Source organism: Aliirhizobium wenxiniae, assembly GCF_014201355.1.
Lineage (GTDB): Bacteria > Pseudomonadota > Alphaproteobacteria > Rhizobiales > Rhizobiaceae > Neorhizobium > Neorhizobium wenxiniae.
In genome coordinates this window covers 19,656-34,729 of sequence record NZ_JACHEG010000011.1, presented here as the reverse complement: position 1 = coordinate 34,729, position 15,074 = coordinate 19,656, and the positions used below count along the sequence as shown (strand labels likewise).

16 protein-coding genes are annotated in these 15,074 nt (G+C 58.2%); 3 read left to right on the top strand and 13 right to left on the bottom strand.

The window, feature by feature from the left end:
* Positions 1–367 precede the first annotated feature (367 nt).
* A complete protein-coding gene (locus HNQ72_RS31185; protein ID WP_183997310.1) occupies positions 368–1,693 on the bottom strand; it encodes a calcium-binding protein in 1,326 nt (441 codons plus the stop codon).
* Between the two features lie 399 nt (positions 1,694–2,092).
* Here HNQ72_RS31185 and HNQ72_RS27360 point away from each other — a divergent pair, with 399 nt between their 5' ends.
* A complete protein-coding gene (locus tag HNQ72_RS27360) occupies positions 2,093–2,578 on the top strand; it encodes a hypothetical protein (RefSeq protein WP_183997308.1) in 486 nt (161 codons plus the stop codon).
* A gap of 105 nt (positions 2,579–2,683) precedes the next feature.
* Here the strand turns inward: HNQ72_RS27360 and gfa are convergent, their stop codons facing one another.
* The 5 genes from gfa to HNQ72_RS27335 all read right to left on the bottom strand — a co-directional run bounded on the left by gfa (position 2,684) and on the right by HNQ72_RS27335 (position 8,065).
* Positions 2,684–3,265, bottom strand: coding sequence for an S-(hydroxymethyl)glutathione synthase (gene gfa, locus HNQ72_RS27355; protein ID WP_183997306.1), 582 nt, complete (start codon positions 3,263–3,265; stop codon positions 2,684–2,686).
* Between the two features lie 83 nt (positions 3,266–3,348).
* Positions 3,349–4,476 (bottom strand): S-(hydroxymethyl)glutathione dehydrogenase/class III alcohol dehydrogenase, encoded by a 1,128-nt coding sequence (locus HNQ72_RS27350; protein WP_183997304.1) that lies wholly within the window; start codon positions 4,474–4,476, stop codon positions 3,349–3,351.
* A 71-nt stretch (positions 4,477–4,547) separates the two neighbouring features.
* Positions 4,548–5,378: a substrate-binding domain-containing protein gene (locus HNQ72_RS27345; RefSeq protein WP_183997470.1), complete on the bottom strand. Its 831-nt coding sequence runs from the start codon at positions 5,376–5,378 to the stop codon at positions 4,548–4,550.
* Positions 5,379–5,445: 67 nt separating this feature from the next.
* Entirely contained in the window at positions 5,446–5,973 is a 528-nt protein-coding gene (locus HNQ72_RS27340) for a c-type cytochrome, methanol metabolism-related (protein WP_183997302.1), read from the bottom strand.
* A 169-nt stretch (positions 5,974–6,142) separates the two neighbouring features.
* On the bottom strand, positions 6,143–8,065 hold the full coding sequence (locus tag HNQ72_RS27335; RefSeq protein ID WP_183997300.1) for a methanol/ethanol family PQQ-dependent dehydrogenase: 1,923 nt from the start codon (positions 8,063–8,065) through the stop codon (positions 6,143–6,145).
* Between the two features lie 416 nt (positions 8,066–8,481).
* Between HNQ72_RS27335 and HNQ72_RS27330 the strand changes: the two genes are divergently transcribed.
* Positions 8,482–8,826 (top strand): hypothetical protein, encoded by a 345-nt coding sequence (locus tag HNQ72_RS27330; RefSeq protein ID WP_244654602.1) that lies wholly within the window; start codon positions 8,482–8,484, stop codon positions 8,824–8,826.
* 31 nt (positions 8,827–8,857) lie between these two features.
* On the opposite strand, the gene HNQ72_RS27325 is transcribed toward HNQ72_RS27330, so the two are convergent.
* Positions 8,858–9,067 carry a hypothetical protein gene (locus HNQ72_RS27325; protein WP_183997298.1) on the bottom strand — a complete coding sequence of 70 codons (210 nt, stop codon included), beginning with the start codon at positions 9,065–9,067 and terminating at the stop codon, positions 8,858–8,860.
* 258 nt (positions 9,068–9,325) lie between these two features.
* Here HNQ72_RS27325 and HNQ72_RS27320 point away from each other — a divergent pair, with 258 nt between their 5' ends.
* Positions 9,326–9,706, top strand: coding sequence for a c-type cytochrome (locus HNQ72_RS27320; protein WP_183997296.1), 381 nt, complete (start codon positions 9,326–9,328; stop codon positions 9,704–9,706).
* 27 nt (positions 9,707–9,733) lie between these two features.
* Here the strand turns inward: HNQ72_RS27320 and HNQ72_RS27315 are convergent, their stop codons facing one another.
* Genes HNQ72_RS27315 through HNQ72_RS27290 form a run of 6 tightly spaced genes read right to left on the bottom strand, consistent with a single transcriptional unit; the run spans position 9,734 to position 14,939 of the window.
* Positions 9,734–10,363 (bottom strand): hypothetical protein, encoded by a 630-nt coding sequence (locus tag HNQ72_RS27315; RefSeq protein ID WP_183997294.1) that lies wholly within the window; start codon positions 10,361–10,363, stop codon positions 9,734–9,736.
* Positions 10,363–11,229 carry an ABC transporter permease gene (locus HNQ72_RS27310; protein WP_183997292.1) on the bottom strand — a complete coding sequence of 289 codons (867 nt, stop codon included), beginning with the start codon at positions 11,227–11,229 and terminating at the stop codon, positions 10,363–10,365. Before HNQ72_RS27310 ends, HNQ72_RS27315 begins: the two co-directional genes overlap by 1 nt.
* The gene (locus tag HNQ72_RS27305) at positions 11,226–12,095 is read right to left on the bottom strand and encodes an ABC transporter ATP-binding protein (RefSeq protein WP_244654601.1); all 870 of its coding nucleotides are present in this window, start codon (positions 12,093–12,095) and stop codon (positions 11,226–11,228) included. The genes HNQ72_RS27310 and HNQ72_RS27305 overlap by 4 nt, the downstream gene beginning before the upstream one ends.
* Positions 12,096–12,153: 58 nt before the next feature.
* Positions 12,154–12,642, bottom strand: coding sequence for a cupredoxin domain-containing protein (locus HNQ72_RS27300; RefSeq protein ID WP_183997290.1), 489 nt, complete (start codon positions 12,640–12,642; stop codon positions 12,154–12,156).
* A gap of 34 nt (positions 12,643–12,676) precedes the next feature.
* Positions 12,677–13,666 (bottom strand): YVTN family beta-propeller repeat protein, encoded by a 990-nt coding sequence (locus HNQ72_RS27295; RefSeq protein ID WP_183997288.1) that lies wholly within the window; start codon positions 13,664–13,666, stop codon positions 12,677–12,679.
* Between the two features lie 34 nt (positions 13,667–13,700).
* Positions 13,701–14,939 (bottom strand): ABC transporter substrate-binding protein, encoded by a 1,239-nt coding sequence (locus tag HNQ72_RS27290; protein ID WP_373289511.1) that lies wholly within the window; start codon positions 14,937–14,939, stop codon positions 13,701–13,703.
* Positions 14,940–15,074 lie beyond the last annotated feature (135 nt).

Below are 15,074 nucleotides of genomic sequence, written 5' to 3'. Positions count from 1 at the left end.
TGAAGATCAGCCCCTGCTGACGGGTGAGAAGCTAGCCCCGCATATTCACAACCTCAAATGTCTATCGGGGTTATACGCCACCCGCGCGAGTTTCAGCGAGAGACCCCAAAGAAGTATGTTTCTCTCGCCCGCGAGCGCATTCCCTTTGGTCGGCATGCGCAGGGAAATATTCATTCGATGCGTCAACTGCGCGAAGGAGTTTTCGGGGTAATACTTGCGCCGCAAGCTGCGAATTATCGTCATCCGCAACGGGGCAGATAAGCTGACTCGCCCGAAAACGAAAACAACCGGCACAACCGCACGTTTATACGAGCGGTAATGCCGGCTGCGTTGTAAAACTGGAGGCTATGTCGTCTGGACCGGGCGGCTATCCCAGTTCGGACAACAAGTTGCCGAAGACAAAGACCTGCAGGCCGCTTATGTCGTCGAGGCCATCGGCGAAAATATGATCCAGCAACTGGTCGGACTGCTGCTTGCTCAACGGCCGCGACCCGGCAACCTTGAATTCCGGGTTGATGCGGAAAAAGTCGTCGAGAACGAGGCTCGAGCTGCCCGCGCCCTGACCGGAAAGGGTGATCTCCAGATCGTTTCGGTCACCGGAAGAGATACGGATGGAGATCGACCAGTGATCAACATCGTCGTCCATCACGATCCGGTCGCCCTGAGCGATGCTGAAATCGCTGATCACGTCGTCGTCAATCTTGTCCGTTATAAGATAGGTATCCCGGCCTGCGCCGCCGGTATAGGTGTCGTCGTCGTCACCACCGTCGGCGCCAAGTCGAAAAAGATCGTTTCCGGCATCACCGAACAGTTGATCCTTACCCTTACCGCCGTCGAGAAAATCGTCGCCGACGCCAGCGCGCAGCGTATCGGTCCCACTGCCTCCATGGAGCAGGTCCTGTCCGATGCCGCCATCTAGTTCGTCGTTGTCATCTCCGCCGAACAGCCAATCGTCGCCGTTGCCGCCCTGCAGCGTATCCTTGCCTTTGCCGCCGAACAGCGTATCGTCGCCCTCGCCGCCTTCAAGGCGATCGTTCCCCAATTCACCGAATATCCAGTCATTGCCGTTCAGGCCACGCAGAACATCGTTGCCCTTGTCGCCCAGCATGAGATCGTGGCCGGATGTTCCATTCAACTGATCGTCACGTGTGGTTCCTCTGACGATCATGTAGGTCACCGAAGCGGTCAGCGCCGTCGTTGCTGCGACCGTCGTCGAGGACATGGCATCCTCGATGGCGAGCGCGTCGGCGACCACATCGACATAGCTGTTGGGACCTTCGACGCTCGCCTCGACATCGAAGCTGGCGACATTGCCGGTGACAGTTACCTGCGGATTGGCGCTGCCTGACCGTTCACTGAACTGCGTGCCACCACCACCGAGATTGTTGAGGTCGAACTTGAGGTCGATTGCCGCAAAGGTCGTTGTCGTGGACATGAACGACCCGTCATCTGAGGCGACTTGCCTCGTCTCAATCTGGCCGAGATCCGCGCCGATGACATCGGCCTGCGCATAGGTGGCGGCATAAGCTCCCTGTCCGTTGGCGGCGGCAGTCGATGTGGCGCTGCCGGCGGCAAACGAGGCCAGGCCTCGGTCGAACATCCTCATGTTTGCTTCTATGTGGGAGGAGGTGTTCTCGCCGAACGCATCGGCCCCGGCGATCACCGAGACTGCCATGCCGCTGGTAATGGTCACCTGCTGGGGTGTCGGCGCCTGATTTGGCGGAGCACAACATGATCCATTGCTCTGGTTGTTGCCAGATCCGCGACTTTGTGAGGATCCGTTACCCAAAGAACTGAATAGCGTCTTAAGAATAGGCATGGCGTACCTCCGACCTGCCCAAATGATAGACAGGCCCCGCCACGAAATCATCAACGCGAAACGTGATCAGCCAAAGGGACAGCGTGCCGCAATTGGGTGTACGCCTGTGGGTACTTGCTAAGCAAAACTGGCTAGGCGCAGTTTTCAAAGACGGGAAAGCGCCGATGATGTGCCATTATCCGCAATATCGGGAGATCGGTGATTGTTCGAAACGTCGACGTTTGGTTGCGTTCGGGCTTGCCGAGCGAATGGGTCGTCACGGAGGTTCCGCCCATGCGCATCGTCAGCGATGAACTCTGGGAACGCGTGAAGGAGCGGCAACTGACGACGCTTGATAACTTCTCGCGGACAACCACCCATCGGCTGAGCGGGGCGGACCCGCCGCGCTACCTGTTGAACGGCATGCTGGAATGCGCGCCCTACGCCATCATAGCCAGGGATCGCTACGGCTGCACCAACCATAAGAAGCATATGCCGATCGATGGCCTCAACGGCGCCTGCTGCTCCAACCAGAAGACCATCCCGTGCAAGAACCTCGAGGATTGGGGCCTGTCCTGCCTCCCCGCCGCCTTCTTTGGCAAGGGTCTATTCAGCGACGTCGCCGGACAGGCGCGCCAGAACCTCGCAGCGTCCGTCAGGAACGACCCGACGAGCGCCAGCGCATTTCCGAAGATGGAAGGCTGCCGAACAGGAACAGCGTCAAATCATCCAGCAGATCAGCGATCGCACGATCGAGGGCCGGGCTCGAGGCACGGCTGAATCAAGCGCCAACGGAGGATCGCGCCCGCATTGCAACCCCTTGAGCCATACGGCAAACCCGTGCCGTATGGCATTCCGTCGACGGACACATCCTGCAGGCAGGTGTCAGGCCGGGAGCGCTCCGGATTTTTTCGCAACCCATGTCGCGACATAATCCATCAGGCCGGGCGAAAGGCAGTCGTAGGGTTCTAGTCCCAGCTCCTTGAGGCGGGCCCTGACACCGTCCATACGCTCCGGATTGACTCCGGATTCGATGATCGACGATACGAACGCAGCAAACCCCGGAGGCGCCCAACCGCTCTCCTGAAAACGCTCGGGGTGGATGAAATCCAGTCCCTTGAAGGCGTGATCTCGTTCCACTGGTCCATATAAATGCACACCGCATTGTTTGCAGGCATGCCTTTGGATGAGCGCGCTCGGATCGACCACGGCGAGCTTGTCGCCGTTTTCAAGCACCGTCACCTTGTCGTGAGGGACAACGGCGACGATCGAAAAGTCGGCACCCTTCGGCTTCCAGCATTTGGTGCAACCGCAGGCGTGGTTATGTGCCACCTGCCCTTCGATTTTTACCTTCACCGGGCGGTCGACACATTCGCACACCAATGTGCCGCCGGAAAAGCCGGCGCTGGCGGGCTTTACGCCACCATCCACCGCAGGGTGGATGCGAACTTGAACTGCACTGTCCATTGCAAGTCTCCTCCTCTGTTTCAACATTCCTATCGATTGCAAGCTTCTGCCCCATGCCGGCCTGCCCCTCCGACCGAAGGCCGCTAATAAATCACCACGCCGCGGATCGATTCACCCTTGTGCATCAGCTCGAAGCCCTTGTTGATGTCTTCGAGCGGCATGGTGTGGGTGATCATCGGGTCGATCTGGATCTTGCCCTCCATGTACCAGTCGACGATCTTCGGCACGTCGGTGCGACCACGCGCGCCGCCGAATGCCGTGCCCATCCAGTTGCGGCCGGTGACCAACTGGAACGGACGGGTCGAGATTTCCTGACCTGCTCCTGCAACGCCGATGATGACCGACTTGCCCCAGCCGCGATGCGAGCTTTCCAGCGCCTGACGCATGACCTTGGTATTGCCGGTGCAGTCGAACGTGTAGTCGGCACCGCCGATCAGGTCGCCATGACGCTTGGTCATGTTGACGAGGTAGGGCACGATATCCTCGCCGACTTCCTTCGGGTTGACGAAGTGAGTCATGCCGAACTTTTCGCCCCAGGCCTTGCGGTCCGGGTTGATGTCGACGCCGATGATCATGTCGGCACCGGCAAGGCGCAGGCCCTGCAGCACGTTGAGACCGATGCCGCCGAGGCCGAAGACGATCGCCGTCGAGCCGATCTCGACCTTGGCCGTGTTGATGACGGCGCCGATGCCGGTCGTCACACCGCAGCCTATATAGCAGACCTTGTCGAAGGGTGCGTCGGGATTGATCTTGGCAAGCGCGATTTCCGGCAGAACGGTGAAGTTGGCGAAGGTCGAGCAGCCCATATAGTGATGGATCTTGTCCTTGCCGATCGAGAAGCGGCTCGTGCCGTCCGGCATCACGCCTTGTCCCTGGGTGGAGCGGATCGAGGTGCAGAGATTGGTCTTGCGCGAGGTGCAGGAATAGCATTCGCGGCATTCCGGCGTGTAGAGCGGAATGACGTGGTCACCCTTTTTCAGCGAGGTGACGCCGGGGCCGACATCGACGACGATGCCGGCGCCTTCATGGCCGAGGATGGCCGGAAACAGGCCTTCCGGATCGGCGCCCGAAAGAGTGAAATCGTCGGTGTGGCAGATGCCAGTGGCCTTGATCTCGACCAGCACTTCGCCAGCCTTCGGGCCGTCGAGCTGAACCGTCATCACTTCCAGCGGTTTACCTGCCTGAACGGCAACAGCGGCGCGGACATCCATCTTTCCCTCACTCCCCTTTGACTACCCCTGGAACAGGCCGTCTTTTCCCGGCCTGAAGCCTGCTCATGCCTTCACTGGCTAATCCTCTGATCCCGTTCGTCGAGCAGCGGCACCCCGTAGTCCAGCAGCAGCTTGTCGATTTTCACCTGGTTTTCCTTGATGAACGTATTGAGTGTGCGCTTCCAGCTCTGGTCGGAGGGGCGAACGCCCATGGTGATCCGGTAGATCATGCGCTGGCCGCCCTTTTCATGAATGAGCGGAACGAGCGTCACCTCGGTACCGGATCGGGAGGCATAATAGCCGGCCATCGGTCCCCAAAGGACCGCAGCGTCGATTGCCCCCGATTGCATGTCACGCATGGCCAGTTCCGCCATGGATGGCATCGCCCGCGTATCGACCATCAGCGGATAGACCTTCGCCTTCCCCATCAGCTTTGCCTTGGCCATGTTGGCCGTCGGCGGCGTGCCTTCCACGACCCCGATGCGCTTATCCGTCAGCTTCGGGTCGGCGAGAGTTTCGACACCGGAAAGATCGCCACCTTTCGGATAGACCAGCACATAGGACGAGCGGTAATAGGCATTGGTGTTCTGAACCAGCTCATCACCCTGCGCATAGCCCATGATGATGTCGCAACGGTTGGCGCCGAGCGTGTTGCGTACGAAGCCGTTGATCGATGGGAACCAAGTATAGGCGACCGACTTGCGTCCCGTCGCTTCAGCAACGATTTGTGCCAGCTTGTCTTCGAAACCTTCGCCGCTTTGATCGGAGAACGGCATGTTGGATGGATCGGCACAGACACGCAGGACATCCGGATCGACCAGTTCTCCCGCCGCACCAAGACCAGCCCCCTGGGCATAGGCTTGATGCGCCATAAGACTCATCACGGCTGCCGCAAACGCCATGACCCAGCCGCCGCGACCGGATTTTCGCGCGATCGGAAAGATGTCGGGCAGGACATCACGCTTCATGTCAGCCTCCCATACAGGAGGTTTCGTAGTCTTTTGCCCCTTGCGGTTTGTCCGCCTTTTTCGGCGGGCGACCGCGGGGAGCCGCACCAACCGCACGAGCCCGAAGATAAACGTAGATGTCATCGAGATAACAGTAGACATTCTTGTTATCGCCAAAAGCCGGCATGACGTTTTCCTTGCCGCCACCGACATTCTTGCGCCCTTCCGCCACGATCGACAGGAAACTCGCATAATCCAGCCGCTTTAAGCTGTCTGCCAAGGCCGGAGCATAACTGGACCCGACGCCGTCTGGCCCATGACAGACATGACAGTCGGAATGATATCGGCGGTAGCCGCTGAACGTATACCAATCGACCGTACCGTCCGCCTGAATCTTGAAGGTCGGATTTCCGTCCTTGTCGAGAAACTTGCCATCTTCCTCAGTCACCGCCGCCGCCTTTTCCTTGTCATCATCGGCGAGGGCCATTCCGGGTGTCAGAAATGATAATGTCACGATGCCAAATGCCAGAGCTGCATTGCGAAAAGCCATTGATGAACCTCACATGTCAAACATTTCGGGAGCGATGAAAAAGCCCCAACTCAAAGCTTCGACCCAAATGACGAAGCCTGCCCACACAGTCGTTTTGAATGGATCCACATTGATGCCTTGTGGGCCGCGCCACGCGAGCGCGACCCATTGACGGAGGATTCGTCGATGGTCAGTTGTCCGGTAGGCCGAATACTGTCAACTGTCCGCCAAGCGTGGTGTAGTCGGCAAGCGCCGCATAACCGCCGACAGCGCCGAGACCCGCCGTTCCGACGACGGCAGCCTCATCCTGTCCGCCGCGCCCCTGATCCACTGCACCATGCCATGCCGCAGCGTTTTCAGGAGATAGAAGACCACCGGCAAGACCGATGCCAGCCCAGCCACCAACACCCGAAAGCACGGCGATATATTGTTTTCCGCCATGTTCGAACGTGTTGATATTGCCGATGATGCCGGAAGGGGTCTTGAACCTGTAAAGTTCCTTGCCCTTCAGGTCGACAGCCTTGATGTAGCCTTCCAATGTTCCGTAGAAGACCACGTCACCAGCCGTGGCAAGTGCTCCTGACCAGACGGAAAACTGTTCCGGTATCGACCAGACGATCTCCCCTTTGGCGGCATCCCAGGCAATGAAATTACCCATGCCACCATGGCTGTCCGGCGTCGGATACATGGAAACGGTTGCACCGACATAAGGCTGACCGGCCGTGTAGCTCACCTTGTAGGGTTCGTAATCCATGCAAACGTGGTTGGTCGGCACGTAGAAAAGCCCGGTTTTCGGTGAGTAGGCTGCTGGCTGCTGATCCTTCGAGCCAAGTGCGGCGGGGCAGATGCCGGTGGAGTTGACGTCCTCGCCATTCTGCTGCGTCGAATATTTCGCGACCACCTGCGGCCGGCCATATTCCTTGCTCTTCGGGTCCATCACCACTTCGGTTGCCCAGTTCACCTTCGGATCGTATTTCTTGGCAACCAGCAATTCGCCGCTTACCCGATCCAGCGTGTAACCGAAGCCGTTCCGGTCCATATGCACCAGAACGTCGTGTTTCTTGCCGTTGACCTCCATGCCGTCGACGAGAATGTTTTCGTTCACGCCGTCATAATCCCACTCGTCATGCGGGGTCATCTGGTAAAGCCATTTGGCTTGCCCCGTATCGGCATCGCGCGCCATCAAGGTCATCGACCAGCGATTGTCGCCAGGCCGTTGAACCGGGTTCCAGGTCGAGGGATTGCCGGTGCCGTAATAGATGAGGTTGGACTTCGCATCGTAGGAGAACCAGCCCCAGGTCGTGCCGCCGCCGGTCTTCCACTGCTCGCCTTCCCAGGTATTGATGCCGGAATCCTTGCCGACCGGCTTGCCCAGATGGGTCGTCTTTTCCGGGTCGATCAGGGTTTCGGCGTCAGGCCCGGTCGAATAGGCCTTCCACGCGAGCGAACCGTCCTTGAGGTTATAGGCAGCAGTCCAGCCACGAACGCCGAACTCGGCGCCTGAAATGCCGATCAGGACCTTATCCTTGACCACAAGCGGTGCAGCCGTGCCGGATTCGCCCTTGCCGCCATCGATCTGGTCACCGTTCTTCACCGACCACACGACCTTGCCGGTCTTGGCATCGAGCGCCACCACCGTTGTATCGGCCTGATTCAGGATGATCTTGCCGTCACCATAAGCGACCCCGCGGTTGACGGTGTCACAACACATGATGCCGATGACATTCGGATCCTGCTTGGGTTCGTATTTCCAGAGGATCTTGCCGTCGTTCTTCAGGTCGAGCGCGTAGACGATGTTGGGGAACGGCGTATGGATATACATCACGTCGCCGATGACCAGCGGTCCGCCCTCATGGCCTCTAAGGACGCCAGTGGAAAAAGTCCACTTCACCTGCAGGTTCTTGACGTTACTTGCGGTGATTTCCTTCAGTTCGGAATAGCGATGGTTGGCGTAGTTGCCGGTCGGCATTGCCCAGTTCTTCGGGTCTTTGGCAAGCTTGGTCAGGTCGTCGTTGGCGAACGTAACCCCGGCAAACCCCGAGGCCAGAAAGCCCGCAATGGCCAGAGGTAGAAATAGATTTCGTCGAATGATGGAATTGACAGGTATCCGCATGTGAAATCCTCCCGATGCTTATTATTCACGCAGGGTTCGTCATTGCGACCCTTCGCGTGCTCCAGCGCAGCCAAGTGATTTTCTCAATGTGCGGGAAATATTTCCGTCAGCGTGTCACGACAAAAGGATGGGCCGAGGGCACCGTTACTGCCCACCCTATAGGCCTACGAATCTCGCCTCTCCCAAAAACAAGATTTTGAAGCCGGAAACTCGATCAACGATAGGGTATTACATTAATCGCGGCAAGTGTATTATTCGCTGTGACTTGAGTGTAAATTGAAATTGCTGCTTCGCGTCATATTTTATTGCAACCGCTCACAATTAATACTCAAAACAATCAAGTAATAAAATGAGAGCGTTTGGATGATTGATTTCGCACCCGGAGAGTAGATCGCTATCAACAAGGAAGGTTTTTGATGTTTATCAGAATTTTTCAGCTGGCATTCTTCTTCGCTTCACTCGGATTCACTACGTTTGCGGCAGCGCGTGATGACTATCCGACGGTTGCAATCGTTGACTACGTTCACGGTTGCATGAAAGCGAATGGCGAAACACGAGACGCACTCCAGAGCTGTTCCTGTTCTATCGATGTTATTGCGTCGATCGTGCCCTATGACCGATACGAGGCAGCCGAGACGTTTATGAGCTTAGGGCTGCAGACGGGCGAGCGGGGTGTGCTTTTCCGCCAGGGAGCCGTGGCAAAAACCGCTGTTTCGGAGCTGCGGCGGGCTCAGGCCGAAGCGGATGTTCGCTGCTTCTGACAGAAGCGCCCACGCGCTTCAGGCGGAAAATTCAGACCTTGCGCCCCTTGTCGGGAAACGCACATTTCCAGCGAACAATCTTTACAGCCGGGTGCTGACCAGACCATTTCGCGATTTCCGTCGGCGCCAGAATCATGCATTGAAAAAGCGAACCGCGGCTTTCGAAAAGCAGATGTTCGTTGCGGCAATCGCTGGGATTGGCCAGCAGACATACCGTCAGGACGAGATCGACCATGTTCATCGGAAGCCCCTCTCCTGCATCATGCGGACGATGATTTCGTCGGCCGGCAGGCGTCGTCAGCGGGTTCCAGATTACGCGCAGCTGAAAAAACCGTCAATCAGACAGACAAAACATGCACAAAGACTAATGCAACTTTATTTTGCAAAGGACGCAGATTCGGGATGTTGACTTAACATCACCACGAACTACCCTTGCGTGTGCAGGCCCGATGCCGGATCGAATTGCTCCGCCATCGCTCATGCTTTTGGGAGGAACTCTATGCGTGCCATCTGTTATGTTGGCGCCATCGGCCTTGTGTTGCCGATGGCGGGCTATGCCTTTGGCCAGGATGCGGCTGCGGGTGAAAAGGTATTTGCGAAATGCAAGGCCTGTCATGTCTCCGATACCGATCAGAACAAGATCGGTCCTTCACTGAAAGGACTGCTCGGAAGAACAGCCGGATCCCATGAGGGCTTCAAATATTCAGCGGCCATGGCTGATGCCGGCAAGGGCGGCATGGTGTGGGACGAAACCACACTCGCCACCTATCTCCATGACCCGAAAGGCGTCGTGAAAGGCACCAAAATGGCGTTTGTCGGGCTGAAGGCAGACAAGGACGTGGCCGATGTCATCGCCTATCTGAAGCAGTTTTCGCCGTAATAGCCAGCCGCAAGAGGCCGCCCCGCTTCACTGCGCGGGCGGTGTCTCGGCGAGCGTCCTCACCAGCGCATACAGGCGCTGCTCGATCAGTGTCGGCACCTCACAGACATAGGTGAGCGACTGGACGCGTTCCTGGAAAATGCGCGTCTGGAACATCAGTTGCTCGCTGCGCAACGCCACCTGGTTCTGGTCTGCATCCGGGCTGATCCGCATGGCGTCGAGCGCGGAGCCTTCCCGGCGCAGGCTGGCTGCCAGATCGCGCTGGCGATGCGCATACCGGGCGATACCGGAGATAACATGGCTGCGCTCGCCATTCATCTTGTCGAACAGGCCCTGGATCAGCATGGCGATATGTTGCGGCCGCTGGTCGTCTGGCAGTGCGTCGCGATAAGCCTTGATCTTCTCCTGCGCTTCCGGCAGCGGAAGGCGTCGTGCGGCCAGATCGTCCACCAGTTCCGACAACACCTCGTCCTTCGACCAGTCTGCAGCCTGCGGAGGCAGTTCGGGGCCGGTCCAGATCTGGCCGATTGACAGTTCGGGCACCTTGCGCTGGATGCAGGGCCAGTCCGGGTCGTCTCCCTGAGCGGAGAAGCCCGGCGATGGCGCTGCGACAACCCCCAGGGTCGCAGCGATCAGAACACGCATGATCGATCCCATCAGCCGTTTCCTCCCGTATCGCGTTTGCGGCTCAAGAGCCCTTTGGCAGGGTCATAGGCAAGGATGGCGCCGCCGAGGAAAAGCACGGTGAAACCGCAGACAACCGCAAGCGACGCCCAGTCTATTCGGCCGTACAGCGCAAAACGGATCAGTTCGACCGCATAGGTGAAAGGGTTCGCCTGGCAGATATGAAAAAGAAGCGGACTGGATTCCTGAATTCGCCAGAGCGGGTAGAGCGCCGAAGATGCAAAATACATCGGAAAGATCACGAAGTTCATGATGCCGGCAAAATTCTCCAACTGCCGGATCATCGAGGACAGAAGCATGCCGAGCGAACACAGCATCATGCCGGCCAGAACCAAGGCCGGCAGGACCAGCAGGTAACCGATAACCGGCGGCTTGACGCTCCAGAACCAGGCGATGGCGAGAAACACATAGACCTGCACCACCGAGACGGCGACACCCGCCAGAAGTTTCGAGACCAGTAGAAACCAGCGCGGAAACGGACTGACGAGCAGCGTGCGCATATTCCCCATCTCCCGGTCATAGACCATGGATAGCGACGACTGCATGCCGGAAAATAACAGGATCATGCCAGCCAGACCCGGCGTGATATAGACCTCATAGAGAACATAGGTCTTGTAGGGCGGAATGATCGACACGCCGAGAACCTGGCGAAAACCGGCTGCGAAGACGAACAACCACAGGAGCGGCCGCACCAGCGAAGAGATGAAACGTTCGCGCTGATTGAGGAAACGCAGGCCTTCGCGAAGCATGATGCCAGTAAGGCATGCGCCGTATTGTGCGAGGCCGAAGCCGCGTGGCAGGTGGCTGGCAAAGGCATCTGTCTGGGCGGGAATGCTCATCGCGATGCTACGACCAAAGGTGCAGATTCATCAATATCGCTGCTCGCGGCAAGGCCACTCTTTTCTTCCATCATCGAAGTGGCAACCACGCTCAATCCGGAACGAGAAGCTCCTGTCGTCAAACCGGCGAAAGCCCCGCCGATATCTCGCGCTCCCGTCTGGCCAACCACATCCGCCACCGTTCCCGTCACCAGCACCTGTCCCTTGTCGAGGATCACCACATCGTCGGTCCCTTGCACTTCATCGATCAGATGTGTTGCCCAGAGCACGCTCAAACCGGTCTCAGCAACCAGAGCCCGGATCGTCGCCAGGATGTCGGAGCGCGAGCGGATATCCAGCCCCACCGTCGCCTCGTCGAGCAAGAGCAGTGACGGCCGATGCAACAGCGCCCGGACGATCTCCACACGCCGCATCTGCCCGCCGGAAAGATTACGCGCCTTGTCGTGCAGCCGGTCAGCCATGTCGACCTGCGCCAGAAGCTCCCTGATCCGAACCATTGCCTCCCGCCTGCCGATGCCATGCAAAGACGCGTGATAGGCGAGATTTTGGCTGACGGTGAGATCGAGATCGAGCGTACGCGCCTGAAAGACAATGCCGAGCCGGCGCAAGGCCTCGCCCGGCGCGCGCCTGATATCCTGACCGAACACGCGGATGGCCCCTAGGCGAGTGTCGTAAAGATGGCTGATCAGCGAAAACAGCGTCGTCTTGCCGGCGCCGTTCAAACCCAGCAACACGGTAAAACGACCGGCGGGAATGGAGAAGGAGACGTCATCGAGCGCTTTCTTTTGCCCATAGGAATGACTGACCATGGAGACCTCCAGCGCCATAGTCCTTACGGGGCCATCCTCGTCATCGATACCGTTCATCCTGTCTCCTCCCACGCTCAACTCAACGTCCGAACCCGACGCCACCCAAACTCCATTGCTATTTAATGGTAATCGTTCCCTTCATTCCCTTGTCGGCAAGATCCGGCACAGACCATGTGTAGCTGCCGGGTCGAACTGCGGTGAACTGCACCTGCATCGTGCCTTCACTGTCGAATTCCAGCCAGGCCGGCGCACCGTTCATATGGACTTCGAGATCGTTGATGACGATCTGGTTCATCCAGACGTTTCGGAACAGGTCGGTGACGAACTTGTATTCCAGCCCGGCCGCCGAGGTGATCTTCCAGCGATAGCCCTGCCCCGCCACCAGCTCGAAATCCTTGCGGTTGACGGCAAAATTGTCCTTTGCCGAGCCGAGGATCAGTTCCGGCACATCCTTGCTCGCCCGCGTTACCTTCTCGGTCGAAACAGCCTTGGTGGCCGGCTTGTCATCGTCGTCATCGTCATCCTTGTCCTGGCCAAAGCCCAAGCCCGCGGACAGAAACACCGCTGCCAATGCAACAAACCCCAATTTCCGATAGTCCAGCATCCTCTCCTCCTCCTCTTGTTATCTTCAAATCCAGCTATTTCGGCGAAACAACCACACCCCAGGGCATAGCTCCCACCGTCACCGACTGCACCGGTTCGTCACTCGCGACGTCGATGAAGGTGATGTCGTTGGAAACGCCGTTGGTGCTGATGATCGTCTTCTGGTCCGGCGTGAAAGCGAGCTGCCACACCCGCTGGCCGACCAGCACATATTTCTCAACCTTGTAGGTGGCAGTATCGACCACCGCGACGCGGTTGGCCGGCCCCAGTGCCACATAGGCCTTTTTGCCGTCAGCAGTGATGCGCACGCCAACCGGCTGGATCGCCTCGGAACGCAGCCCGGCGATCTCGAAGGTGATCTTGTGCTTCACCTCGCGGCTGGCATTGTCGATGACCGAGACCGTGCCGCCGATTTCCGCACTCACCCACACTTCCGATCCGTCCGGCTTGAACTCGGCAAAACGCGGTCGCGAGTCGACCAGCACGTTATGGGTAATTTCGTGGCTGTCGGTATCGATGAAATGCGCCATGTTCGTCGTCTCCGACGTATTGACCATGGTCTTGCCGTCGGGGCTGATACCCATGCCCTCCGGCTCGACGCCGACCGGAATTTCCGCCAGCACATCACGGCTTTCGATATCGATGACCGTAACCAGATTGTCGTCCTCGTTGGCGACATAAAGCGTCTTGCCATCCGGCGAGAGAACGAAGAGTTCCGGATCAGGCCCGGAAGGAAGTGTGTCGACGATCTGCAGCGTCTCCGTATCGATCACCTCGATCGTGTCGTCGTCGCTGGCGCAGAGATAGATGAACTTGCCGTCATGCGAGATGGTGATGCCGCGCGGCCTCTGCCCAACGGGAAGCGTCTTCACAACAGTGCCGGACGCCGTATCTACAACAGTGACCGTATTGTCTTTCTCGTTTGAGACATAGGCCATGAAGGCCTCGGCCGGCCGTGTGCCCAAAAGCCCGCCACAAAACACCGTGGCAAGCATGATGGCGACAGAAGTCGGTCTTTTCTGCATGTCGGCCCCTCCCAAGGCTCTTTCGTTCCTCACCCTATTTCAGCACGCACTTCGTCTCCGGCCTGTCGATGCCCAATGTATCGAGCTCGGAAAACTGATGCAGAAACCCCTCCTGCGGTGATGTCGAAACCACCGATCGCCCGTCACCGATGAATACCGGCTGCCTTAACTGCCAATTCCACTGCCGAAAGGTCAGCTTCTGCCCCTTGAAGGCCGCAATGGAAAAATCTTCGGAACGGATAAAACCGGCGATTTCCTTAGGATCGGCACTCCGCGTACGCGTCGCCGCCTCGCCGATGATGCGTGCAGCCGTCCAGGCCGCCATATCCTTCGACAGCATCCGTCGTCCTGTCGCCTTGAGGAACCGGTTCTGGATCTGGGTGCCGCCCCATTGTTCGCTGGCCGGATGCCAGGCGGAAGGCATCAGCCCCGCCGTGCCGGCTACAGGTCGTGGCTGCCAGGTACGAAACGGAACATAGGTGCCGAAAACCTCGCTTTCATCCGCCACGAGCAGGACGTCATGTTCAGCCAGGCCTTGCGTGAAGACCGGCATTTGCCGCTGGATCTGAACCACGCCGCTATCTGTTCGCCGCGCCGTACCGGTATCGGCAAATTCCTTTTCCGCAACGATCTCTCCGCCGAACCGCTCCGCAGCCCGGCGCAAGGCGTCGGCGAACAACCGGTCGCGTTCATGCGAGCCATAGATCAGAGCCCAGCGCCGCCACTGTTTCCAGATCAGATATTGCGCCAGCCCATCTGCCAGCATGCTGCGCGTGGGCGCGGTGTGAAAGACATTTGCCCGGCAATCCTCTTCCCGCAACCGGTCGTCGGTCGCGCCGACATTGAAGACGATGATCCCTTTGGCCTGGGCTGCATCCGCAAGTGTCAGAAGCTGCCCGGCAGAAAGGTCAGCAAGGATTGTCGAAATCCCCCTGCCCGCCATCGCATCGAACACGGAAAGCACATCCGAATCCGGCTTTACCTCAACCACATCGAGCGAAAATTTCTGCCCCAGAAAACGCCCGGTCGTGTTGTTGTCTGATATGGCCACATTGGCCCCCGCCACGCCCTCATCACGCGGCGGCACATCAAGAACCGACAGCGCCAGTTGCGGCGCATAGGCGCGAATATAGCCAAGCCTGACATCGGATGCTTCAGGCTCGGATCTCTCCTGGCCTGGTGTTCCGGGTTCGGATGAAGTTTGTGCGTTGACCTCCGCGAGAGGCAAAACCGCAAGAAGAACTGAAACAGATAAAAAGACGAAAACAGACACCACACATCCCATATGCTCGCAAAAGAACACACATCTCCGACGCTGCTCGGATCTGCCATGGATTATCGGTGCCTCAATCAGCTTAGCGCAGATGCATCGGATTACAACCTGTAAATGTGAAGGCACTTTCAAACT